25 protein-coding genes and 1 pseudogene are annotated in these 24,216 nt (G+C 47.8%); 19 read left to right on the forward strand and 7 right to left on the reverse strand.

Translation table 11 applies throughout. The features are described 5' to 3' along the window. Nucleotides 1-73 precede the first annotated feature (73 nt). From E2B99_RS12100 to E2B99_RS12110, 3 genes are all read left to right on the forward strand, one after another. On the forward strand, nt 74-643 hold the full coding sequence (locus E2B99_RS12100; RefSeq protein ID WP_134245252.1) for a hypothetical protein: 570 nt from the start codon (nt 74-76) through the stop codon (nt 641-643). A gap of 310 nt (nt 644-953) precedes the next feature. Beyond that, nucleotides 954-1,670 carry a ribonuclease PH gene (gene rph / locus E2B99_RS12105; protein WP_026472240.1) on the forward strand — a complete coding sequence of 239 codons (717 nt, stop codon included), beginning with the start codon at nt 954-956 and terminating at the stop codon, nt 1,668-1,670. A gap of 283 nt (nt 1,671-1,953) precedes the next feature. After that, nucleotides 1,954-3,105 carry a PQQ-dependent sugar dehydrogenase gene (locus E2B99_RS12110; protein WP_134245254.1) on the forward strand — a complete coding sequence of 384 codons (1,152 nt, stop codon included), beginning with the start codon at nt 1,954-1,956 and terminating at the stop codon, nt 3,103-3,105. 77 nt (nt 3,106-3,182) lie between these two features. Here the strand turns inward: E2B99_RS12110 and E2B99_RS12115 are convergent, their stop codons facing one another. Further along, nucleotides 3,183-3,812 (reverse strand): hypothetical protein, encoded by a 630-nt coding sequence (locus E2B99_RS12115; RefSeq protein WP_134245256.1) that lies wholly within the window; start codon nt 3,810-3,812, stop codon nt 3,183-3,185. 77 nt (nt 3,813-3,889) lie between these two features. Here E2B99_RS12115 and E2B99_RS14765 point away from each other — a divergent pair, with 77 nt between their 5' ends. The 4 genes from E2B99_RS14765 (at nt 3,890) to E2B99_RS12135 (ending at nt 6,138) form a co-directional block, all read left to right on the forward strand. Continuing rightward, a complete protein-coding gene (locus E2B99_RS14765) occupies nt 3,890-4,297 on the forward strand; it encodes a hypothetical protein (protein WP_205669681.1) in 408 nt (135 codons plus the stop codon). Then, entirely contained in the window at nt 4,287-4,955 is a 669-nt protein-coding gene (locus E2B99_RS12125; RefSeq protein WP_240687824.1) for a hypothetical protein, read from the forward strand. Before E2B99_RS14765 ends, E2B99_RS12125 begins: the two co-directional genes overlap by 11 nt. 77 nt (nt 4,956-5,032) lie before the next feature. Further along, nucleotides 5,033-5,509, forward strand: a complete 477-nt coding sequence (locus E2B99_RS12130; protein WP_240687825.1) for a hypothetical protein — start codon at nt 5,033-5,035, stop codon at nt 5,507-5,509. Between the two features lie 17 nt (nt 5,510-5,526). Next, nucleotides 5,527-6,138 carry an HAD-IB family phosphatase gene (locus tag E2B99_RS12135; RefSeq protein WP_134245258.1) on the forward strand — a complete coding sequence of 204 codons (612 nt, stop codon included), beginning with the start codon at nt 5,527-5,529 and terminating at the stop codon, nt 6,136-6,138. A 51-nt stretch (nt 6,139-6,189) separates the two neighbouring features. Here E2B99_RS12135 and nadC read toward each other — a convergent pair whose 3' ends face one another. Next, nucleotides 6,190-7,032, reverse strand: a complete 843-nt coding sequence (gene nadC / locus E2B99_RS12140; protein ID WP_134245260.1) for a carboxylating nicotinate-nucleotide diphosphorylase — start codon at nt 7,030-7,032, stop codon at nt 6,190-6,192. A gap of 164 nt (nt 7,033-7,196) precedes the next feature. On the opposite strand from nadC, the gene E2B99_RS12145 reads away from it, so the two are divergent. The 11 genes and pseudogenes from E2B99_RS12145 (at nt 7,197) to E2B99_RS12195 (ending at nt 18,538) form a co-directional block, all read left to right on the forward strand. Further along, the gene (locus tag E2B99_RS12145) at nt 7,197-9,557 is read left to right on the forward strand and encodes a DUF1631 family protein (RefSeq protein ID WP_240687826.1); all 2,361 of its coding nucleotides are present in this window, start codon (nt 7,197-7,199) and stop codon (nt 9,555-9,557) included. Nucleotides 9,558-9,606: 49 nt separating this feature from the next. Further along, the gene (ampD, locus tag E2B99_RS12150; RefSeq protein ID WP_134245264.1) at nt 9,607-10,245 is read left to right on the forward strand and encodes a 1,6-anhydro-N-acetylmuramyl-L-alanine amidase AmpD; all 639 of its coding nucleotides are present in this window, start codon (nt 9,607-9,609) and stop codon (nt 10,243-10,245) included. A 175-nt stretch (nt 10,246-10,420) separates the two neighbouring features. Continuing rightward, nucleotides 10,421-11,329, forward strand: a complete 909-nt coding sequence (locus tag E2B99_RS12155; RefSeq protein ID WP_134245266.1) for an SMP-30/gluconolactonase/LRE family protein — start codon at nt 10,421-10,423, stop codon at nt 11,327-11,329. A gap of 157 nt (nt 11,330-11,486) precedes the next feature. Then, nucleotides 11,487-13,037, forward strand: coding sequence for a murein biosynthesis integral membrane protein MurJ (gene murJ / locus E2B99_RS12160; protein WP_134245268.1), 1,551 nt, complete (start codon nt 11,487-11,489; stop codon nt 13,035-13,037). Nucleotides 13,038-13,087: 50 nt separating this feature from the next. Continuing rightward, nucleotides 13,088-13,396 (forward strand): BolA family protein, encoded by a 309-nt coding sequence (locus E2B99_RS12165; RefSeq protein ID WP_134245269.1) that lies wholly within the window; start codon nt 13,088-13,090, stop codon nt 13,394-13,396. A 93-nt stretch (nt 13,397-13,489) separates the two neighbouring features. Beyond that, nucleotides 13,490-13,873, forward strand: a pseudogene (locus tag E2B99_RS12170) (SirB2 family protein); the annotation flags it as partial. A gap of 174 nt (nt 13,874-14,047) precedes the next feature. After that, complete coding sequence (locus tag E2B99_RS12175) at nt 14,048-14,881, forward strand: ParA family protein (protein ID WP_134245271.1); 834 nt, start codon at nt 14,048-14,050, stop codon at nt 14,879-14,881. A gap of 92 nt (nt 14,882-14,973) precedes the next feature. Next, nucleotides 14,974-15,330: a hypothetical protein gene (locus tag E2B99_RS12180; protein WP_134245451.1), complete on the forward strand. Its 357-nt coding sequence runs from the start codon at nt 14,974-14,976 to the stop codon at nt 15,328-15,330. A 162-nt stretch (nt 15,331-15,492) separates the two neighbouring features. Further along, nucleotides 15,493-16,764: a putative DNA modification/repair radical SAM protein gene (locus E2B99_RS12185; RefSeq protein WP_134245272.1), complete on the forward strand. Its 1,272-nt coding sequence runs from the start codon at nt 15,493-15,495 to the stop codon at nt 16,762-16,764. 23 nt (nt 16,765-16,787) lie between these two features. After that, nucleotides 16,788-17,657: a TIGR03915 family putative DNA repair protein gene (locus tag E2B99_RS12190; protein ID WP_134245274.1), complete on the forward strand. Its 870-nt coding sequence runs from the start codon at nt 16,788-16,790 to the stop codon at nt 17,655-17,657. Nucleotides 17,658-17,800: 143 nt separating this feature from the next. Further along, nucleotides 17,801-18,538, forward strand: coding sequence for a phosphatase PAP2 family protein (locus tag E2B99_RS12195; protein ID WP_134245276.1), 738 nt, complete (start codon nt 17,801-17,803; stop codon nt 18,536-18,538). Here E2B99_RS12195 and E2B99_RS12200 read toward each other — a convergent pair. Genes E2B99_RS12200 through E2B99_RS12210 form a run of 3 tightly spaced genes read right to left on the reverse strand, consistent with a single transcriptional unit; the run spans nt 18,509 to nt 22,272 of the window. Next, the gene (locus tag E2B99_RS12200; protein ID WP_134245278.1) at nt 18,509-19,888 is read right to left on the reverse strand and encodes a sensor histidine kinase; all 1,380 of its coding nucleotides are present in this window, start codon (nt 19,886-19,888) and stop codon (nt 18,509-18,511) included. The genes E2B99_RS12195 and E2B99_RS12200 overlap by 30 nt on opposite strands. 15 nt (nt 19,889-19,903) lie before the next feature. Then, entirely contained in the window at nt 19,904-20,587 is a 684-nt protein-coding gene (locus E2B99_RS12205) for a response regulator transcription factor (RefSeq protein ID WP_134245280.1), read from the reverse strand. Between the two features lie 8 nt (nt 20,588-20,595). After that, complete coding sequence (locus E2B99_RS12210) at nt 20,596-22,272, reverse strand: phosphoethanolamine transferase (protein ID WP_134245282.1); 1,677 nt, start codon at nt 22,270-22,272, stop codon at nt 20,596-20,598. Between the two features lie 266 nt (nt 22,273-22,538). On the opposite strand from E2B99_RS12210, the gene E2B99_RS12215 reads away from it, so the two are divergent. Continuing rightward, on the forward strand, nt 22,539-22,979 hold the full coding sequence (locus E2B99_RS12215) for a DoxX family protein (RefSeq protein ID WP_134245453.1): 441 nt from the start codon (nt 22,539-22,541) through the stop codon (nt 22,977-22,979). A 68-nt stretch (nt 22,980-23,047) separates the two neighbouring features. Here E2B99_RS12215 and E2B99_RS12220 read toward each other — a convergent pair whose 3' ends face one another. Both E2B99_RS12220 and E2B99_RS12225 read right to left on the reverse strand, forming a co-directional pair. Then, nucleotides 23,048-23,584: a hypothetical protein gene (locus E2B99_RS12220; protein ID WP_134245284.1), complete on the reverse strand. Its 537-nt coding sequence runs from the start codon at nt 23,582-23,584 to the stop codon at nt 23,048-23,050. A gap of 3 nt (nt 23,585-23,587) precedes the next feature. Then, entirely contained in the window at nt 23,588-24,169 is a 582-nt protein-coding gene (locus E2B99_RS12225) for a hypothetical protein (RefSeq protein ID WP_134245286.1), read from the reverse strand. Between the last annotated feature and the right edge of the window lie 47 nt (nt 24,170-24,216).

Genomic DNA, 24,216 nt, shown 5'->3' on the forward strand with positions numbered 1-24,216 from the left:
CAATTACGCAAAATAATTCGGTACTATTGAACATCAGGACTAGAGTTGTGAGTTTGGTGTGGTAACTCAACTGATGGCTCTAGTCCTCTTATTTTTCAAGTCAATTGCTTATCCGCGATTCGGGTTATTTAATCTTTTTAACCATAAAAATAAGGACATTGAAAATGAAGAACCTAATCCCTATTTGACTAAAGAGCTAACATGGGATGATGAAAAAATAACAGAGATTCGATTCAATGGCACTCAAAGAATTATGCGCTATAAAGACATCATAAGAGTGAGTAGCATCTTTGATAGTTTTGACTTACCAGTACCAAAGTGGACTATACAAGATGATAATTTAGAAGATCTTACAACAATAAATTTTTATAATGACCTACAGCCTAATTTGACTGATTTAGTTATTGATATGTTGAGTAAAAAATTAAAAGGCTATGACAATGAAGAAGTACATCAAATGATTTTAGAAGCAATGGGCGCTACCATGGGATTGTTTCACTTATGGCAACGAGATGATCTAAATCAAGTGCTAAAACTTATAAGAGAGGCTAATAAACCTAGAATGGAAGCAGAAATTGAGAAAATCATCAGAGAAGCTGAACAGGAAAAAGCAAATAAATGGTGGCGGAAATGGTTTAATTGACTTAATCATCTTGCTAATCATAAAAATAAATAAAGCATAATCTGGAAAAGTTTAAGAAGCGATTAAAAGCTCTGGAGGTGAAAGTTGCAAATGAAGGTATTTAGCTGCCCGCACACAAGGCAACAAGAATAAATAACCTAATCCAGAAAGAATGAATATAAGGGGAGAAGTAATCTCCTAAGCATTAGTCATGTTTTCAGTATCATAAAGTGTTCTATAATTACCCAATATCTATTAATGTGCAGGGTTATCTTCATTTAATGTGCTGTTATAATGCCCCTTAAAATCTAACGCCAGCCAAGGAAATCCCATGCGCTTTGACCAACGCAGTAACGATCAACTCAGACCTGTAACGTTTACCCGTCAATATACCCGTTATGCTGAAGGTGCTGTGCTGGTTGAGTTTGGCAACACCAAGGTGCTGTGTACGGCCAGTGTGGAAAGCAGCGTGCCACGCTTCCTAAAAGGTACTGGCCAGGGCTGGATTACTGCCGAATATGGCATGTTGCCGCGTTCTACCCATACCCGCAATGACCGGGAAGCGGCGCGTGGCAAGCAATCTGGCCGCACGCAAGAAATCCAGCGCTTAATTGGCCGTAGCCTGCGCGCGATGGTTGACCTCAAAAAACTGGGTGAAAACACCATTACCATTGACTGCGATGTATTGCAGGCTGATGGTGGCACCCGTACAGCAGCCATTACAGGTGGCGCGGTAGCACTGGTTGATGCGTTGACTGCATTGCAAGCACAAAAAAAACTGAAAAGTGATCCGCTAAAAGGCTTGGTAGCGGCGATTTCTGTAGGCATGTATCAGGGTGAAGCCCTGCTGGACTTGTGCTACGAAGAAGATTCCAAATGCGAAACCGACTTGAACGTGGTGATGACCCAATCTGGTGAATTTATTGAATTGCAGGGTACTGCCGAGAGCAAGCCTTTTAACCGCGCGCAATGCAACCAGATGCTGGAACTGGCCGAAAAAGGCATTGCCGAGCTGATTCTGGCGCAGCAAAAAGCACTGGGCTGGTAAGCATTGTCTTGGTGAGCCTTATCTTAAAGGGTGTTTTTTTGATAAGTGCTGTTTGATAAACATGGCGCTAGCTTAACCGCAAATTAAAAAAGGCGAGAAATATCTCGTCTTTTTTTATGCTGCAAAACTTTCAGGGTAGACCGTCACAAAACTCATGCACAGGCATGGAAAAACTGTTTTATGGTCAATTCGTGAGATGTTGATCTTAAATGTTTAGTTTGATATGAACCAATAAAAACGGTGAACTGGCCGTATGGCTTGAAACCACCTGATGGAGAAGTCCATGTTTAAGCGTACCACCTTGACCCTGCTCATGGCTGGCCTGATGGCGAGTTTGGTGGCCTGCAATAATTCGTCCAATAGCACGGCTGCGGAAGCTGCCCCTGTCGTGGACAGCAAAACCAGCTTTAGCAGCCGTAAAGTCACCCAGTTTAATGAACCGTGGGCCATGACCTTTTTGCCCGACGGCCGCTTGCTGGTGACTGAAAAAAAAGGCCAGTTAAAGCTTTATGATACTAAAACCGGAAAAACCGGCAGCATTACTGGCATCCCGCAAGTGGCTTATGGCGGACAGGGTGGTCTTGGCGACATCGTGCTACATCCGGACTTTGCCAAAAACGGTCTGGTCTATTTAAGTTATGCTGAAAGTGGTACAGGTGGCAAAGGCGCAGTAGTAGCGCGCGGCAAGCTAACACTGAACAACACGGGTGGCGGCCAGTTATCCCAGCTTCAAGTCATCTGGCGGCAAGTGCCCAAGGTCTCAGGCGATGGACATTTTGGCCACCGTATTGCTTTTGATCAAAGCGGCCTGCTGTGGATTTCCTCTGGCGAACGGCAAAAGTTTGATCCCGCGCAGGATATGCGCACCAATCTTGGCAAAATCATCCGGCTTAAGGATGACGGCAGCATTCCAGCGGATAACCCATTTGCCAGCCAGGGCGGTGTGGCGGCGCAGGTCTGGAGCCTTGGCCATCGTAATCCACTGGGGCTGGCTTTTAATGCCAAAGGTGAACTGTGGGAAATTGAAATGGGTCCCAAGGGCGGCGATGAGCTTAACCTGATTGAAAAAGCCCGCAATTATGGCTATCCGCTGGTGTCTAACGGCGATCATTATGATGGCACACCCATTCCTAACCACGACACCCGGCCTGAATTCAAGGCACCTGCCGTGAGCTGGTCTCCGGTGATTTCACCCTCTAGCCTGATGTTTTATAGCGGCAACCAGTTTCCAGCCTGGAAAAATAGTGCCTTTGTTGGGGGCTTATCTTCAGAGGCGCTCATTCGTATTGAATTTAATGGCAATATCGCACGCGAGGCTGAACGCTTTGAGATGGGCGCACGTATTCGTGAAGTAGAACAAGGCCCGGATGGGTCAATCTGGTTGCTGGAAGATGGGCCAAATGCCAGCTTGCTGCAACTTCAGCCGAAAACATAGCGGCTTAAGTGTGATAAGCCGCTACCCTGCATCAGCTTGATTAAGGGTAACGGCTTAAAAATATCGTTAAAGCTGTTTTAAGTTGCATCCACATGCTGCAACAACTGCTGGGTCGGCGTTTGAAAATAAAGATCAAAACTGGCACTCACTGTCTTATCTGACTGACTGAACTTTTTAAAAATGGTCGTGAGCGGTGCAATATAAGTATTCATCCAGTCACTTGTAGAGCGACATTGCTGCGGATTGCGTAAATTTTGCTGTAACTGAATAAGCTCCTGATAAATTGGGCTAATGTCCTCATTAAATACGAATAATTCCATGGTCATTGGCTCAATTGCATTGACCACTATATTTTCTGCAAATCTGCCTACCGTTTTTAAGCAAATGCCTGTTCCCGTAGTATACGAATAAAGCAGCCGGGTTTTTTCAAGTTGTGCATGCTCACCAATTTCCAGACGTCTTGCCTCACAACCATCACGCAATAATGCAGGTAATTGCTCAGGATTATTATTTTGTTGAAAAGATTTAAAAATTCTTTCAAGTACAAGGCTTTCACCCGTACCAGTTATTATGCCCTGCGGCCAGAAACGGATTTTTTGTAAGGTATCGGCATGGCGACTCTTAGCCAAACTGTTTTCAATGGTTATGCGATTGTCGGCAGCCACCACGACACTGTCTTCAAGCTGGGTTGCAACAATAAAAGTCATTTGGTAAAAATTCAGAGTTTGGTTAGAATGCGAACTAATTTGAATAATGCATCATAATTAAAGATAAGGCCAATAAGATGAATCAGCAATCAGCCCTCGATGATTTGGGGTTTGCCACGCCTGTATTAAGTGCAGGCGGCTCACAAGTCAAAATCAGTGCTCAAGGCATTGAAGTCATAACTGGCGGCAAGTTTGAAGCCAAAGCCGGACAGCATCAGTTTTTAGGAGGCGAGAAGGTAGATGTTTTAAGAACATTTTTGCCTGATATCAGAGTAGATTCACATCATAGAAATTTTAAAGCCATAAATGCCACCACAAATGAAGTGATCGCAGGTATTCCGTATTCTATTTTGAATAAAAGAACAGGATTAAAAATTTATGGTTATACAGATGATGAAGGACTAACCAAAACTATTCATACCCCTGAGCCTGATGAGCTGGAAGTCAAATGGTTTGATCAGGAGGATATGACCCATGGGGGCTAAAGTTACATCAAGTCAAACCGTTAATAAAACGAGCTTACCAACGCAAAATGTTCACCTTACACCAGAAGCAGAATTACATTTATTAATAGGTAGTGCTTATGGTGAGGGCGATACAGAATCTCCTTATGGCCATACAGCAATCTATATTAAGCTTAAAGGTCAGGATTATATCTACGACTTTGGACGATATGGAAAAGTTAAACCTGAGAAATTTGGCTGGATTACTTTGGAAGGTGCCAGTAGCCCCAGGGGAGAGGGTGTATTAAGAGTATGGAATAATTTTCAGGCATATATTGCTGATGAAAACAGACAGGGTTTAAATAGTGCCAGATCCCGAACAACCTATGGCTATGGATACAAGATTTTTGATAATCAGGCCAGTAAAGTGATTGCGTACTATAATAATTTAATTAAAACAGCAAAACCTGCAAGAGAAACAGTGCATTATAAAAGCTATATTCTAGCGCAAGATTATTTTGCATTAGGCCCTAACTGTACTACCCAAAGTCTGGAAGCAGCCAGACAGGCAATCCCTGATATCGTTAAACATTCTGAAAGGTTTATAAACCCCGATAAGGTGTTTCCAGTCACAGCAAAAGCAGCATTTAAGTTGAGTAACTATCAGACGCCCAGTTTTATATTTTACCAGATAACCTGAATGACTATCTAAAAACTGCGCCTGCGATAAGGATTGATATGAAAAACATCTATAGATCTCAAAAAAAGTAAATCTTAATGATGAAAAAACAAAATTTATTTTTAACAGGGCTGTTTTTGATTATTTTCATTCAGGCCGCAGTCAATATTTATCTATGGAGTAAGGAAGAAGTGCCCAAAATACATGTGCTGGAAAGACCTTTGCTGATTTCATCCAATGCAGGAAATTATGCGCAATATACTGTCCTGCCTGAAGGTACTGTTTTATATCAAGATAGTGATCATTTAAATGCAAGAGTGAAGGTTTATTTTAATCTTCAGGGAGTGAATTTTGATTTTAAAGAGCAGGATGCTGATATTTTGAAACAACCCAGTGAAGTAACAGCTATTAGAACGGTAGATTTACCGCAAATAATGAAATCTGTGCCACTCACCAAAAAAGATATTTATTTAATTATTAAACATGATGAAGATATTAGTGATGCTGTGCGCTCTATGTTTTTTAAAAAATATAAAATATTGCCGGCTGATTATGAAAATAAAAACGATGAGTAAATAAAAAATGGAAACTTATGGTGAATATCTCATTTTTTGATTTTGATGGCACGATTACGCAGAGTGATACATTTACACCATTTATTTATAGAACGGTTGATCCCAAACGACTCAAATGGGGCAAGCTAATGCTGCTTCCTTATATCGTGGGATACAAGCTGGGGTTTATATCTGGCTCAGTAATCAGGTCAAAAATCTTTAAATCTGGATTTCAGGGGGCTAATGCTGCGCTGTTACGCAAAGCCGCCCTTGAGTATAGCCAGAATGATCTGCCACAGGTGATTCGCCCAAATGCCATGCAGCAGATTGACTGGCACTTGGCACAAGGCGATAAGGTTGTGGTGATTTCTGCGTCAATAGATGTGTATCTAAAGCCATGGTGTAAATTACATGGGCTGGATTTGATTTGCAACGAAATAGAAGAAAACCACGGCGTGTTGACCGGGATGTATAAGCATCAAGATTGTAGTGGCATCATCAAGAAAAACAGAATACTTGAGAACTATAACCTCTCTGATTTTGAAGAGGTCTATGTTTATGGCGATACCATTGAGGACAGGGAAATGCTGTCACTGGGCACCAAACGATTTTATCAATGGCAAGAAGTAGCCAATGATTTTTTTGCCTGAAATATAGAATAAATGCAGGCTGGGCAATGCACCCAGCACGTTACACTCAGCTTACTTCACCAGTCGCATCGACAAATCAATGGCTTTCACATCCTTGGTTAAAGCGCCCATGGAAATATAATCCACGCCAGTTTGCGCCACTTCACGCAGGTTATGCTTGCCAATATTGCCAGAGGCCTCCAGCTTGCAGCGACCAGCCACGTGCTTTACAGCATCTGTCATTTGCTGATTAGTAAAGTTATCCAGCATCACAATGTCAGCACCTGCCTGCAATGCTTGATCCAGCTCGTCAAAGCTTTCCACTTCCACTTCAACAGGTTTACCGGGTGCAATCTGGTGCGCAGCTGCTACTGCCTGCGCAATGCCTCCTGCCGCCATGATATGGTTTTCCTTAATCAAAAACGCATCAAACAGGCCAATGCGATGATTTTGTCCACCGCCAATCGCCACGGCATATTTTTGTGCAATCCGCAGGCCGGGCAGGGTTTTGCGGGTATCCAGCAACTTGGTATGCAGGCCATCAAGCAGCACCACATATTCGGCCACTTTAGTTGCCACAGCAGAGAGAGTCTGGATAAAGTTCAGGGCCGGGCGCTCGCCAGTCAGCAGGCTACGGGCATTGCCTTCTAGTTTCAGAAAAGCCTCATTGGCTTTAAGCTGCGTGCCTTCAGCATGCAGCCAGTTGAGTTTAACCGCTGGATCAAGCTGTTGAAAAAGGGCATTGACCCAAGGCTGGCCTGCCAGCACCATGTATTCCCGGGTGATCACAACAGCCCGCGCCTGTTCATGTTCAGGGATCAAACAGGCAGTAATATCACCCGTGCCGATATCTTCATTTAAGGCCTGTTTAATATTATGTGAAATCGCGCATGCAAGCAGCTCAGAAGAGATCATATCGCCAACCAGAAATTTGAATAAACTAAAGATAAAACAACAAATATTGGTGTAAAATCGTGACCGATTATACATAATTCAAGCGTTAAAAAACTCGCCAAGAATCGCCAAACAAGTATATAGTAAGCGTTCAAGGATCGATAACTGTATTAGTGTGTATGGCCATGAGTAGTCAAAATCAGATACCGAGTGGATCTGCAATATTGCTGCGCTTTAGTGACATATTGCGCCCTCAAGTGCTTGCATATTTTCAAACCAGATTTCAGTCGTTTCTTGCTGAGCTGCCTTCCTACCTGATGACAGCATGTGAAGGAATTCCTGATGGTCAGCAGCAGGCCTATCTGGACATTATTGTATTATTGCGCCATCGCCGTGATGAGATCAATGGCCAGGTTACTGGGCTGTTCAATGAAAAATGGCAAAACTTCCAGCAACTGGCGCATCAGCCCCAGGAGCAAGGCACGTCTGTAGCTGGGCTATCGCTGGATTCCATTGCACTGGTAGGTTCTGACGAGCTTGAACTCAATGTGGTTATCGAAACGCTATCTACCCGTTTACTGCATCAGGCAGATCAGGTCATTACTGATGCCTTTAACCGCCTGAGCGCTTTACTGCCTGCCCTGAAATATGCCGATCAGTTGCCTTTTCATCCCAAGGTATTATTACACCTGGTGCCGGAGTGCTTTGGTGACAATAACCTGACCATCCTGCAAAAAACTGTCTTGCTACGGCAGTTTGCCACGCTGTTGGACATGCGCGAAGTAACTGCCCTGGTGAGTAATGCACTGGAGCAGGCGCAAATACCTGTGCCGGTTGTTGCTGCCCGGGTGAGTGATGATAGTAGCTTTATTGAGGAAGAAGAACCCGATCTGGTGGATGTGCTACGTGATATCCGTGACCTGAACCAGAAAAATGCAGGCAGCGGCTCGGCAGATGGTAGTAGTAATGGCAATACCAGCGGGCAGGTGACTGAACTTAATACCGATCTGAATTCACCGTTGCTGCAAACCACCACCACAGGTGGCATTGTGGTTGATCCGGCACGTCTGGTGCAGCAAGCCCAGCATTTTGCCCAGATTAGTCAAAGTGTGGCCAGTGTTCCCTTGATGCCACAAAACATTTTTCCGCTGGCGCAGGAACAACTGATTGCTACCACCGAGCTGATGACCCGCCTGAGCAAGTTGCAGGACATCCAGCCGCTCACGCCAGTGGCCGTAAATGCTGATATTCCATCCGTGGCTGAAGTACGCGAGCACATTCGCGGACAATTACAGAATGATGAAGACACTGTTGAGCTGATTGGCCAGAAAGACACCGATATCATCAATCTGGTATCGGCCATGTTTGACTATATTCTGGATGATCAGGATTTGCCGACGGCCATGAAGGCGCTGATTGGCCGCTTGCAGATTCCCATGCTGAAAGTTGCCTTGCTGGATGACCAGTTTTTTAAGACTGAAAAACATCCGGCCCGCTTGCTGCTTAACAGTCTGGCCAAGGCCGGGGTTGGCTGGGATGAAAAAGCACCTGCATCAGACATTCTTTACAAGAAAATTGAAGAAACCGTTTTTAAAATTCTGACCGATTTTACCAGCGACATGAGCGTGTTTACCGAGTTGCTGGAAGACTTCAACAAGTTTTATGAAGAACAGCAGGCACGCATTGCCCTGATAGACCAGCGTACCCGTGAGGCTGAGGAACGCCGTGCCAAGGCCGAACTGGCGCGCAGTGAAGTGCAACTGGTGTTAAACCAGAAGCTGACTGGCCGTCGCTTGCCGATGGCAGTGATTCGCCTGTTGCAGGAAGGCTGGCGTCATGTGCTGTATTTGTCTTTCTTGAAGGATGGCAAGGATGCAGAATCATGGCGGCAGGCCGTAAAGGTAGTAGACGCGTTAATCTGGTCGATGATGCCGGTTAAAAAAGACCCGGCATGGCTGGATCGCTTAAAAAGTGTTGCGCCCAAGCTAAGTAACAGTTTGAAAAAAGGATTGTCTTCAGTTAATTTTGATCCCATCAAGTCTGAGAGCCTGCTGCGTGAAATTGACCGCGTGCATCAGGAAACCATTGATGGTCTTGAAACGCCCGTGGTTGAAGTGCTGACCGAAGACCAGGATGTGCGGGCTGATGGGGTAGATCGGATTGCAGTCGATCAGGCGGTAAGCGGTTCAGGCAATGATTTCAAGAGTGTGGTGTTACCCAAGTCGGAACTGGTGGATTTATACCAAGGTGAAACCTTGCCTGCTAGTGACAAGTATGTACAAATGGTCAAGCACCTGAAAGTGGGGGCTTGGATTGAGTTTAGTGCCACCGATCAGCTGGAACGTCACAAGCTGGTGGCACGTATCCGCAGTATGGAAAAGCTGATTTTTGCCAATCGGCGCGGCATTAAAGTGGCTGAAATGTCACAAATGCATCTTGCGGTTGAGCTGAGTCAGGGCCGTGCCCGTCTGGTGGATGACCAGCCACAGATTATTGACCGTGCCCTGCAATCAGTGGTGGGTGGCCTTAAACAACTTACCGCCTAACCAATAAAGTTATTCTTACTTTTATTTGAATCAGTGAGGTATTGCATCAATGGACACGGGCACTGACGCATTACCTGTTTCTGCCTGGTCACCCCTAACCATTAATCCGGATGGCTGGCTGCAAGTTTCCAGTCCTGATAATGGCTGTTCGATTTCAATCCGGCATGTAGTCTCTCCCAATTTTAACCCACGCCCTGAGCAGACCAGCGTCCGCCTGATTGTGCTGCACAATATCAGCCTGCCGCCAGCCCAGTTTGGTGGCGGTTATATTGAGCAGTTTTTTCAAAATCAGCTTGATCCCAATGCCCATCCGTATTTTCAAACCATCCATGAACTGAAAGTATCGGCGCATGTGCTGATTCTGCGCACGGGTGAAATTATCCAGTTTGTCTCATGCCATGACCGGGCCTGGCACGCGGGACGTTCCAGTTATCTGGGTGTGCCGGAATGCAATGATTATTCGGTTGGGATTGAATTAGAAGGCACGGATGACCAGCCATTTACTGATGAACAATATGCGGCTGTGATTGCCGTTATTCTTGGTATTCAGCAGGCTTATCCGCATACCCGGCAGCATTTGGCCGGGCATTCTGATATTGCACCCGGGCGCAAGACTGATCCGGGCCAGCATCTGGACTGGCAGCGCATTCGCCGGGCCATCGCCAGTTATTATGCGGATGCATCGTAGGAAAAAGCAACTATAGCTACTATCAGCTACTGCCCAGTTTGAAATTTGAACAATAAACGTTTAAAACGAGAAATACCATACCGGTAAAGTGTTGGTTCAAGTCATCAATAATAAGGGATGATGTCCACTGTACTGGACTGTTTTAGCAAGGAAACTCATTCAAAAGGAAAGTCCCATGCGCTATGCCTGCCAGCGATTACCTGTACCCGGTGTTGCACCGGAAGATGTGGCTATTTTACCTAGTGGCGAGTTGGTGACTGGCCTTGCTGATGGCCGGATTTTCCGGATTAATGCCACCACAGGGGCCAGCCAGTTAATTACTACGCTGCAAGGGCGGCCTCTTGGCATTGAGGTGCAGAATGAAACCCATCTGATTGTATGTGACGGCCAGTTGGGCCAGTTATTACGGGTTAATATCCAGACTGGGGCAGTGCGGGTACTGGTGGATCAGATTAATGGCAAACGGATACGGCTGTGCAACAATGCCAGCATTGCCCGTGATGGCCGGATTTTCTTTAGTACTTCATCACAGCATCATGCGGTGGATGAATGGCAGATGGATTTAATTCAACATCCCAAAAGTGGCGCACTGCATTGCCTTTACTCGGATGGCCATGTGGAAACCTTGCTGGACAAGCTGGCCTTTGCCAATGGCGTAACCCTGTCGTCTGATGAATCCATGGTACTGGTGGCAGAAACCGGCAGCAATCAGGTGATGCAGGTGAATATTGTATCAAGGCATGCCAGCCTGTTTAGTGCACTGCCCGGTGTGCCTGACAATATGTCCACGGGTCAGTCCGGCATCATCTGGATTGCAATTCCCAGCGCCGCTGACTGGCGCCTGCACTGGCTCAAAAAATTGCCTTATGGCGTGCGGACAGGCCTTGCCCATACGCTTGGCCGCCTGAACATGCCAGTGAAGCGACATGCACAGGTGCTGGGTTATAACGCTCATGGCAGGCTGGTGCACAATATTGAAATCAACCCGGCTGACTATCACATGATTACCGGCGTGCGCGAACATGCAGGCAAGCTGTTTTTAAGTAGCCTGCATGAAGATGCCATTGGAGTTGTGCAGTTATAACTCAGAATTGCTGAACATAGGCGCTTGGACAGTCACTGGTAAACAGTAACCTGCAAGGTTAAGGTGAATTAAAACACGGGTAGCGCAGCGATATTACAACGGCTGCTATTAATTTCATCTACAATAGCGCATTTTTAGTCAGCAGTTGCTTGGGGATATGGCTTTGTGGCGCTCGACCTTTATTTTTAGTGCAATGACCATGCTGTCGCGTATTCTGGGCCTGGTCCGGGATATGGTGTTGCTAAATGTATTTGGCGCAGGCGGGGTATTTGATACGTTCGTGGTGGCCTTTCGCATTCCCAATTTTTTCCGTCGCCTGTTTGCCGAAGGGGCATTTTCACAGGCTTTTATTCCGGTACTGACCGAATATAAAACCCAGCGCGCCCATGCCGAAGTCCAGTTGCTGATCAGTAGTGTGTCCGGCACGCTACTCACCATTTTAATGCCGCTGACCATTATTGCGCTGTTTGCAGCACCTGCCATCATGTATGTGTATGCGCCGGGCTTCCATGACAACCCGGAAAAATTTGGCATTGCGGTTGAGCTGTTCCGCCTGACCTTTCCCTATTTGCTGTTTATGTCGCTGACCGCGTTTTCCAGCAGTATCCTGAACAGTTATGGTTCATTTGCCAGCACGGCATTTGCCCCGGTTTTGCTGAACATTACCCAGATTGCAGCAGCATGGTGGTTTGTTGATTTTTTTGAAGGCAAGCAGCAAATCATGGTGCTGGGCTGGGCCGTGCTGGTGGCGGGTATGCTGCAACTGGCGCTGCAAATTCCCGAGCTGTGGCGTAAAAAACTGCTGGTGCCACCCAAAGTGGACTTTAAGCATGAAGGCGTAGAGCGTATTTTACGCCTGATGCTGCCTGCGCTGTTTGGCGTATCGGTAACGCAAATTAACCTGCTGCTCAACACCATCTGGGCGTCTTTTATGCAGGATGGTTCAGTGTCGTGGCTGTATACTGCCGAGCGCATGACCGAGCTGCCGCTGGGCCTGATTGGCATTGCCATTGCCAGTGTAATTTTACCCTCACTGTCCGCCCAGCATGCCGAAAAAAACCATGAAAAATTCCGCAATATGATTGACTGGGCAGCGCGGGTAATCATGCTGGTGGGCATTCCATCCAGCTTGGCCATGATGGTGCTGGCCGAACCCATGATTCAGGCCTTGTTTCAACATGGTGCGTTTAGCGCGCGTGATGTGGAAATGACAGCATGGGCCTTACGCGGCATGTCCGGTGGTATTCTGGCCTTTATGCTGATTAAAATCTTTGCGCCCGGTTTTTATGCCCGGCAGGATAGCAAGACCCCAGTCAAAATTGGCCTGATTTCAGTGTTTGCCAATATGCTGCTTAACGTAGTGCTGATTGGAACTTTTAAGCTGATGCACTGGGATGCTGCCCATATTGCACTGGCCATTTCTTCAACGGGATCGGCGTTTGTCAATGCAGGTCTGCTGTACTGGTACTTGCATAAGCAGCAGGTGTACCGCTTTGGCAGTCACTGGAAAAAAATCTTTGTGCAGTACGGGTTTGCAAATGCTGCCATGGTGGCTGCCCTGCTGGCCGCGATACAATTTTACAATGGCGATGTGTCGCAATGGATGCGCATTATTGAGCTGCTGGCCTTGTGTGCGCTGGGTGCGGTGGTGTATGGCATTGCGCTGTTGCTGGCCGGCTTTAGACCGCGTCAGCTGCGCCATGACTAGACTCACGACTCACTTTTGCCAAACTTTATTTTTAACAGGATGAGGTAGCCATGACCCTACAAACCGAACTTGAGCAGCGCTTGCAGGCTTTGTCCCCAAGTCATTTGCTGATTGAAAACGAGTCACATGGGCATGGTGGCTATTTTCCCGGCAAGGAATCACACTTTAAGGTGGTGGTGGTGAGCAGCCAGTTTGAGGGCTTGCGGCTGGTACAACGGCACCAGAAGGTGTATGGCGCGGTGGGTGACCTGATTGCACCCAGCCGCATTCATGCGCTGGCAATTCATGCCTATAGTGCGGATGAATGGACGGGTGATGCACCAGACAGCCCGCAATGTGCGCATCAGCCTAAATCTTAAATTTAAACAGCATATTCAGGCATTTGCTTTAAATAACCTTTAGTTTAAATAGCCAAAGCGCGAGCTATCACGCAATCAATAAGAGGACATGGGGTGGATTCACACTTAATTTTAAAAATTATTCACATGACCTTTGGCAGTCTGGCACTAATTAGTTTTTTAATCCGGGCTGCCTTGCTGTTCCGCGCACCGCAAAACCAGCCTGCAAAAGCAGGCCGTATTGTGCTGGTGGCCTTGCAGCATCTGTCCTTTACCGTGCTGGTTTTGACCGGCATGGTCTTGTTGTACCAGAACCAGTTTGTGGTGCAGCCCTGGTTTTATGGCAAGATCATTTTATTTGTGGTGATTTTATCGGCTACCATCAAGGCGTTTGGCAAACGGGACATGAGTCTGGCCCAGCGTAAGGCGGGTGCTTTTGTGGCAGCCATTGCCTTTGCCGGCTTACTCACGCTGGTGGTGTTGAAACCTGATTTTTCCGGTAACGTAGCTTCCCAGCAAAATGCTCAGTCCGTTGCTGTTGTTCCACAAATTCAACCAATTCAGCAAAACCAGTTAACTGCCATGACTGTTATACAGTCTGCAACACATTAGCCTGACAAATAAACTAATCTCAGAATCAGGTAGGCCAGCTTTTATTGAAGGGGAAAACAAATGCGTCGTGTGGTATTTAATCAAAAAGGTGGTGTCGGCAAGTCCAGTATTACCGTGAATCTGGCAGCGATTAGTGCAGCCCGTGGCAAGCGTACACTGGTGATTGACCTGGATTCGCAAAGTAATTCCAGCCAGTATTTGCTGGGCGAAAAAGCCACCTATGGCCAGAATAATCCGGTGCTGGAACCTAATATTGAAACTTTTTTTGATGAAGTATTGAATGCCGCGCAAGGTAAGGGCCTGATTGGCTCGGCGCTGGGTTCCATTTTAAAAAACAAGGAACGCGGTCTGGATGCAGTGATTCACAGCACGCCATTTGACAACCTGTTTGTGATTCCTTCCAGCCCAAATCTGGGCGCGCTGGAACATCCGCTACAAAGCAAGCACAAGATTTTCAAACTGCGCGATGCATTGAATGAATTGGCTGGCCAGTACGATGAAATTTTTATTGATACGCCGCCTGCCTTTAACTTTTTTACCCTGTCGGCATTAATTGCAGCAGAAAAAGTGATTATTCCATTTGACTGTGATGTGTTTTCCCGCCGTGCCCTGCAAACCCTGCTGGAAAATGTGGTGGAAACCCGCAGTGACCATAATCCGGCGCTTGAGGTAGAAGGCATCGTGGTGAACCAGTTCCAGAGTCAGGCCAAGCTGCCACAGCAGGTGGTACAGGAACTTAAAGACGAAGGACTGCCGGTGTTTGATACCATGCTGCCAACCTCGGTGGTGATGAAGGAATCGCACCAGAAAAACCAGCCACTGATTCATTTAAATGCCGACCACAAACTCACGCAGGCCTATGTGAACCTGTTTGATGAAATCAGCAAGGCTTAATATAAGCTATTTAAACTAATGGGAAAGAGGGCATCATCGTGGCTTTAAAACATCGGGCTTTACAACATCATTTTCTATCTTTTGGCGTGCTGATGGCCAGTGGACTTGTGATGACTGGCTGTGCCTCCAGCGTCAAGCCCATGTATGTGTCACCCACCCAGTATCAGGCATTCAACTGCGCCCAACTGCATGCTGAATATGGCCGCATTGCGCAGTACATCCAGCGTGGCGTCAGCAGTCCCAGAACCACTGGTGTGGGGGTAGGCTTAGGCGTGGGGGGTGGCTTTGGACGTGGTGGCTGGGGTATTGGCCCCAGTGTATCGGTGAATGTGGGCCAGTCGCAGCGCACGCAAAACTCCGAGCTGTCCCGCGTGTTGGGAGAGCAGGATGCCATTGCACAGGCCGCGCAATTTAAGGGTTGCCCGATTATGGCCGCCAGTAAAAAGTAACAGGATAAAAGATTTAAATGATAAGAAGCCGGGCAAATAGTCCGGTTTTTTTCAACCCTGACGCAGACACAGCCTGTCGCGCTGAATTTTTCCTCTCTTTTAACCCTGTTTGAAATCTTGCTAAGCTAAAAATCATTATTACTGCCCAGCAAAATTATCATCATGTCTGAACGCATCCGCGAAAAACTGCAAATTCTGGCCGATGCCGCCAAATATGATGTGTCCTGTTCATCCAGTGGCAGTAACCGAAAAAATACCAGCAAGGGCGGCGGGCAAAAAGGTGTGGGAGACACGGGTTCCGGCATTTGCCATACCTATACCGAAGATGGGCGCTGTGTGTCGCTGTTAAAAATCCTGTTTACCAATGTGTGCATTTTTGATTGTGCCTATTGCGTGTCACGCCGTAGCAATGACATCAAGCGCGCCTCCTTTACCGTGGATGAAGTGGTGCAACTCACCATGAATTTTTACCGGCGCAACTATATTGAAGGCTTGTTTTTAAGCTCGGGCATTTTTAAAAACGCCGATTACACCATGGAGCGTATGCTTCAGGTGGTGAAAAAACTGCGGCTGGAAGAACATTACAATGGTTATATTCATTTAAAAACCATTCCCGGTGCCAGTGAGGCCTTGATTCAGGAAGCCGGACTTTATGCTGATCGCATGAGCATTAATCTGGAAATGCCCACCGAAGCCGGACTAAAGCTGTTAGCCCCGGAAAAATCACATGCCGAGGTAAAACATGATCTGGGCATTGTGCACCGCAATATTGTGCAGTTTAAGCAGGATCGCAAGCTCATTCGCAGTACGCCGAAGTTTGTTCCTGCAGGTCAAAGCACGCAAATGGTGGTAGGTGCAACGGCAGATACGGATAAGGATGTGTTGCTGCTGGCTGATCAGTACTATAAGAATTTTCAGCTTCGGCGAGTATATTATTCCGGCTATATTCCAATCAGTCACGACCAGCGTATGCCTGCCATTGGCACACCGCCGCCTTTAATCCGGGAAAATCGCCTGTACCAGACTGACTGGCTGCTGCGGTTTTATGGTTTTGGCGTGCAGGAAATTGTCAATGAACAGCATCCCAACCTTGAGCTGGAGATTGATCCCAAGCTGGCCTGGGCCTTGCGCAATCCGCATTTATTTCCCATTGACATTAACCGCGCAGATTACCCGATGATTTTGCGGGTACCGGGCATTGGGGTGAAATCAGCGCGCAAGATTGTGCAGGCGCGGCGCTTTGGCAAGTTGCATAGCGATCAGTTGCAGCGTATGGGGGTGGCCTATAACCGGGCACGGCATTTTATTCGCTGTGCCGATACGCCCTTTAGCTTGCGCAATCCCACGCCTGAACAAATCCGTAGCAGTATTCTGGCGGTGGCCAATTCCAAGTATGCCACTACCTTATCGCCACAGTTGCAGCTTGGCTTTTAAGTCATGTGTTTTCAAGTACCCGCATGATTAGCTATATTTTTGATGGCAGTTTTGCCGGATTACTGTGCTGTATCTTTCGCGCCTATGCCTTTAAGGAAAGGCAGCGGCTTAAGGACGGTCAGCTGCGGATTTATTGTGAAAAAGACTTTCAGCCGGAACTGTTTGCACAGGGCTTAGGTGCATGGGGTTCGGATGAACAAGGCCTAAATGAGCAGGGCCTGGATGATCAAGGCAGGCTGGCCGAAGAAATTACGATTATCAGTAATGACGCCAATGCCAAACGGGTCTGGACGGCCTTGTGCCAGAAAACCAGTGGTAATTTTAGCCGGCAGTTTTATTTTAGCTATTTGTCCGAGCAGGCCGCCACCTTTCAGCACTTGTTTGAGCTGGCCTGCTATGTGTTTGACCATCAGGATGCGGTGCATGCCAATTATGGTCATCCAGCAGTATTGGCCGTTACGCAAATGGCCAAAAGTGTGAGTCGGGAAAAACACCGGATGGAAGCCTTTGTGCGCTTTAAAAAAACCAGCGAGGGCATTTATTTTGCCGTGATTAGCCCGGATTTTAATGTGCTGCCGTTGATTGCGCCGCATTTTAAACGCCGCTATGCCGACCAGCACTGGCTGATTTATGATGAAAAACGTCAGTATGGCCTGTTTTATGATTTAAAGCAGGTGCATGAAGTTCAGCTCTCCAGTGAAGCCAATAAATCCATGATTGAGCAGGCCCGGCTCACCGCCAGCAGCATTACCTTAGACGCACAGGAAGCGCTGTATGACCAGCTGTGGAAGGATTATTTTAAAAGCACCAACATTGTTGAGCGCAAAAATCTGAAACTGCATATCCAGCAGGTGCCGCGCCGTTACTGGAAATATTTGAGTGAAAAAAACTAGGCACAGCGCATCAACCCATAATAAATAAACAGCCATCAATCAATCGTGTTAAGCCAGTAAGCAGGTTTAAGCCAGTTGCTTAAGCAAAATTTAAGCTGGCGCTTTTACCGTTTGCATACCCCAAGAGATGGCATTAAATAGCAATGGCAATCACCACAACCCAATATTCCAAAACATTCTGGCTGTTCAATGCGGCTGGATTGCTGGCCTATGCGCTGCTGCTCATCCAGTTTTTCCCGGTCAATGGGCCGCTGGATCACTGGTTGATTGCCCCGTGGGTGGATAACACTGGCCACTTTTTTGCGCGTGACAACTGGTGGCTGACCCATATTGCCCATCATGGCGTTAAGAATGTGATTATTGGCCTCATTGTTATACTAATGATTCAGTTGATCGGCAGTTTTTACCGGATCAACTGGCATCACTATCGCTGGCCAAGCGGCTATGTACTGCTCTCTACTGCCTTAACCACCACACTGGTGGGGCTGCTAAAATCACAATCTGAACATGCCTGTCCATGGAGTCTGGTGCAAGTCCAACAGCAGCATGTGGTCTGGCTGGATCATTTGACCAAGGCGGGGCATTGCTTTCCCGGTGGCCATGCGTCTGCCGGATTTGCCCTGATTGCCCTGTTTTTTGCCTATTGGAACCAACAGCCCAAGCGCGCAGTGTGGTATTTGCTGGCCACGTTGATTCTGGGTTTTGCCATGGGCTGGGGGCAAATGATGCGTGGCGCGCATTTTTTAAGCCATAATTTATGGACACTATGGGTAGCGTGGGCCGTAAATCTGGGCTTATGCGCTATCATTCAAATGTATGGCTGGTACGCTCAGCACAGACAGAGCGTTCAGTTAGTACGGCAGGCTCACCTTAACCATTAAGCCACCGAGCCGTACTGACTGGCTAAATTCCAGCGAGCCGCCCAGATGCTGTACCGCGTTTTTTACAATGGCAAGCCCCAGCCCACTACCGACAATGTCCTGATGGGTTTGCGGCAGGCGCACGAAGCGTTCAGTCAGTTTGGGATAATCGGTGGCTGCTACGCCAGGCCCACTGTCCTCTATACTCAAATAAACCCGATGTGCATCCTGAGTTAAACAAATGGCAATTTCACCGCCTACTGGTGTGTACTTGATGGCATTGTCGATCATGTTAAACAGGATGGATTGCAGTTGTACCGGATCAGCGGCAACCTGAAGCTGCGTAATACGGCTATCCAGTCCCAGCTCAATCTGTTTTTTGCGGGCACTCAGCATTAGCTGTTCAATCACAAAATGCACCTGTACGACCAAATCTGTTAGCGGTTGCGGGCTGGCAGACTGGGTTTCCTGATGCGCCAGTGTCATCATTTGCAGCACCAGATGCTGAATGCGCTGTAAGCCCTGCGTTAAGCTGGCAAAGTTGCGATCCTGCGTTAATTCAGCCGGCAGGGTCTTTTGCAGGACTTTAAGTTGCAGATTAAGGGCAGTAATGGGTGAGCGCAGTTCATGCGCTGCATCGGCAATAAACTGCTGCTGTTGCTGCTGTGCCTGTTCAATGCGTTGAAATAGCTGGTTAAATTCATCAATGGCAGGCTTGATTTCCAGCGGTAAATGCCGGGTGTCAATCTGGGTTAAATCACCATGATTGCGTGAGGCAATGGTGCGCTGCAGCGCATCAACTGGCTTAAACAAGCGTCGAATCAGCAAGCCCAGTCCCAGCACCAGAAAAGGCACCAGCAGCACATACGGAATCAGCATGCTCAAGGCCAGTTCCTGTGCCAGATGCCGTCGTACCTTAAGCTGCTGGCTAATCTGGATTTGCCGGTCTGGGAGCGGCAACACAAATACTTTCAGTTCCCCCCGCGATGAATGCACCTGCTGGAACTGTGGCTGGGCCATGCGGGGCAGGCGAATGCGATCCGGGTCTTCACGCAGGACCTGCTTGCGCTGGCTGGCATGGGCTGACGGATAAGTCCAGATGTCAATAAACACATCGGTTTCATCATAACGGTGGTTGGGCCGAAACGCAGAATCCAGATGGTCAATAGAGGTTTCCGCCAGAAAATATGCCATTTCCTTCATTTGCTGATCCAGAATTTCCTGGGTTTCTTCCAGTGCAATCCTGTAGGCTGAATAGCCCAGCAGCAAAAACAGCAAGACACTAAAGGCGGTCAGGCTAAACAGCAGCTTTTGCCGCAGTGAGCGCTGCTGGGGTGACAGGATGCGAAAGGCTGGCAGCGTTAGGGGCATAAACACAAATCCGGCTTAATCAGAGGGCTGGTCAATACAATAGCCGATTCCACGTACGGTACGGATAAAATCCTTGCCCAGTTTTTGCCGCAGATGATGAATGTAGACTTCAATGGTGTTGCTGCTCACATCACTTTGCCAGTCATACAGTTTTTGTTCCAGATGGCTTTTGGAAAAAATCTGGTGGGGATGCATCATCATGGGTTCTAAAATGGCCCATTCCTTGTTGGACAGCTCAATTTCCTGTTCCCCTTTAAACAGGCGATGCGTAGTCGGATACAGGCGAATGCCGCCAATCTGGTAATAATCCTGCAAGGCTGCCGGACTGGTGCGCCGTAACAAGGCATGAATGCGGGCAATCAGTTCCTCAAAGTCATAGGGCTTGACCAGATAGTCGTCTGCCCCCTGATTCAGGCCGCGTACACGGTCTTTTAAGGTGTCACGTGCGGTAATGATCAGCACGGCAACCTGGCTGTCACTATTGATACTGTCATTGCGAATACGGCGCAGCACCTCCATGCCCTCCAGCTCAGGCAGGCCCAGATCGAGCAGTACCAACTGATAATCATGCCGTGCCAGTGCATCCATGGCGGCCAGCCCGCTACGCACCCAGTCGACGCTAAATCCTTCATGCTGAAGCAGAATCTGGGTGGATTCGCCAATCATGGGGTCATCTTCAACAAACAGTAATTTAATCATCAGCAAACCTATGCGTGGCACAGTGACAGCATGTTGAACTGCGGATCAATGACCCGGGTATTAATATGTAACACAGACAGCAGGGTGGGGAACAGATTGTCCTGACTGCGCGGCAGGCCTAATTGCTGTTGCAGGCAGGGCAGCAGCGTGGGCTGTTGCTGCTGCCACGCCTTGGAAAACCACAAAATCATGGGAACATGGGTTTGCTGGCTGGGTGCCAGTACATACGGTGCGCCGTGCAGGTACAGGCCATGTTCACCAGTTGATTCGCCATGATCGGAAACATACCACATCCCGGTTTGAAAGCCGGTTTGCTGTTTTAAACGGGCAATCAGGCCAGCCAGGATGTGATCGGTATACACAATAGTATTGTCATAGCTGTTGATCAGGCTGGCATGGCTGCAATTCTGGATGGCATTGGTATCGCAGCTTGGCACAAATTTCTGGAATGCCGCTGGATAGCGCTTGTAATAGGCTGGGCCATGGCTGCCCATCTGATGCAGCACAATCAGCTGGTTTGCTGGATGCGGCTTATTTTTCAACTGGCTAAGATAGGCATCCACACTATCCAGCAGGATATCGTCATAACACTCGCCATTATTGCACCAGCGTTGCTTGTCTGCCAATGGCAAACCAAAGCGGCTTACCCGGTCACAGGTTCGCTTGCAGCCCGAATTGTTATCAATCCAGGTCACTTCATAGCCTGCACGCTTGGCAATATCTAGCAGACCCTCGCGATGGCTGGCCAGTGAGGCATCATACTGCTGGCGCGGCATACCGGAAAACATGCAAGGCACCGATACGGCGGTTTCAGTGCCACAAGATGCCACGTTAGAAAAGTTCAGCACATCCAGCTTGGCGAGTTCTGGATTGGTGTCCCTGTGATAGCCATTTAAGCTAAAACTTTCAGCGCGTCCGGTTTCTCCAACCACCAGTACCATCAGGCGCGGCAAGTCAGTAGCGGTGCCTGTCATTGTAGTGCCTGTCATTTTGGCATCAGTGCCGTAATGCAATAACGGCTTGTCTTCCAGCTTAAAGTAATGCTTGCCGTAACTCAGCAGCCCGCTAATACTGTTATTGGGATTGAGTTTTTCCTTTAAATTGCGGTGTTCGCGGAACATCGGCGCATACTGGCCATAATAGGTAAATACCAGCCCTGCAATAATGGCCAGTGTGGCCACGCAGGTCAGCAGTTTTTGCAACAGCACGGTTTTAATAGAAGCTTTGGGCAACCTGACCTGCCAGATCACCAGGAGGGGTAAAATAATGGTCAGCACGCTAAGCTGGGCAGCGCGCCAGGACACCAGATCCAGCATCTCATGCAGGTCGGTTTGCATCATGTTCAGGATTTGGCCCTGATTAATATCAATGCCCAGTTCCGACACAAAATAATTGCCCATGGCACTCATCACCACCAACACACCTGCCACCCACTTGGCATTGAAGCGCCAGCTCAGCAATTGCAGCGCAAACAGGTAATAGGCAAAGATAATTAGGCCAGTTGCCAGCAGGAAAATGGCAGCCGCAAGGCCATGATAGGAGCTTAAGGCAGCAATGGCCTGATAAAACGGAATATTTACCGCACTGGCCAGCCAGAAAGCCACCATTGCATTGAATTGCAAGACGCTAAGTGCAACCGAAAGCTTGAACGTGCGGGAACGGTGATAAGGAAAATCAGCAAACATGGCAGGTCATTAGTGTCACGGGAATGGCCTGCACACTAAGCAGCCTAGCTTAAATTTAGCTTAAGGAATTTTGCCCGCGTAGCCTTCAACCCAGATAATGGTCGATATCAAGCTGCAACAACGCGCAGATTTTTTAAATGGCGTGCCTGATCATTCCATTGATGCAACGCGTTGTCATTATTTTTGCAGTAGGAAGAACAGGCCTGATTTTATACAGTGTGTGCAGCAACCCTAAATACTTATTAGACCTGATTCTGGAGCACCGTATGTTTAATCCCAATGTTTTTCTGGCAAACCTTATTCGTCAACCCGCACTGGCAACCATTATTCAATTGCTGGCACGCCTTGCACTTGCTGCTATTTTTGTGAGTTCGGGCTGGAGTAAGCTCAGTGACTATGCAGGTACTGTGGCCTATATGGAGGCCATGCAGGTGAGTGGCAGTTTGTTACCGCTGGTAATTTTTGCTGAGCTGGGCGGTGGTCTTGCCATTTTACTGGGCTTTCAAACCCGCGTGGCTGCACTGGGTCTGGCGGTGTTTAGTATACTGACGGCCTTGCTGTTTCATGTCGGCGGCAGTGATGCTGCCCAGCAATACAACAACAGTATCCATTTTATGAAAAATATTGGGCTGGCAGGTGGTTTTCTGGCGCTGATGCTGCTGGGTGCAGGCCGCCTGAGCATTGATCATTGGCTTGAAAAAAAATAACACCATTGATAGTAGCGAGGATTCTGGTAATGCAGCAGGTTTGGAGTGAATAGATCAGGCCCGCTGATTTAGGGTTTAGGCTGCCGTGTCCTCATGCTAAGTAACCCAACCTGATAGCCTGCCTGCCGTAATGCTCGCGTTGCTTTCATATTTAAATACAGCAAAATCAGGGTACTAATAACAGGAACAAACTGGGCAATCACACTAACAAACGTGGTGATGCTATTAAAGCGTAAGCCACGTGCCATTAAAAAAATCCCAAAAATCGCCAGCATAAAGGCTAGGCAATACAAATACAGCACAATATCGTGTGATATTCCCGCTGTTTTGCCCAGGCTTGCTCTAAGCAGCAACAGTAGCAATTGCAGCCCAATGGCATATATCGCCAGCTTCCGGCCACGGCCTGCAAATTGAAGCTGTGCCTGTTGGGCTTCTTCACGTGCTTTGCTCAAACTTCGGGCTGCCGGGTTGGCTATTGATGCAGTAGATACAGGATTGTTAGCTTGATCTGGGGCAGGGACAGATGCAACCGGGTTAATTGCAGCCTGCTTGTCTGTGGCGCGTTGGTTTGCAGCGCTGTTATTTACAGAATCGTCAGTTGGCATGCGTCATTCCTGCGCTGGGGCAGCCGGGCAATGCTGCGGATTAAAGGCCTCGGACAACAGCACAAACTGATTGCGGTTTTGCAAAATCAGCCGGAATGAAATGTATTTTTGCACAAAAATCTGGCGGATCTCCGGAGTATAGCTGTTGCAGATAATGTCCTGAAAATGACGTGACACATAATTGGCGGTAGTATTGCCATCGGCATACTGAAAATCGTTAAGCTGGTTATCGGTATAGGTAAAGCTGATCTGATTGTGGCCATACTTGGCAATGTCGGGCAAATCAACGTGTTTGGCATCCGTCATTTTTGCCAGTGCCTTATGCTGGTTTAAATACGCCAGAATATCCTCAAAAGAAGTAGGCAAAGCGGACGCAGGCGCGGCAGCTACATTTGGATTGCTGGCGTTGACCTTTGATGCAACGGCGTTGTTTACAGGTTCTATCGGGACAGGAGACACAGCCTGTTTATGAGCAGAACCGGCTACTGGCCAAAATGCCTTAAGCAATGCAAAGGGAATCAAGGCAAGCACTGCTGCCAGCAGCACATAGCGCCGAACATCCATGTTCTGAACGGTTTGCAGCATAAGCAGGCTGCCCTGTAGGAAGATGGCTTAACATGACAAAATTACCG

The sequence above is a fragment of the Alkanindiges illinoisensis genome (genome assembly GCF_004377485.1).
Classification (GTDB): domain Bacteria; phylum Pseudomonadota; class Gammaproteobacteria; order Pseudomonadales; family Moraxellaceae; genus Alkanindiges; species Alkanindiges illinoisensis_A.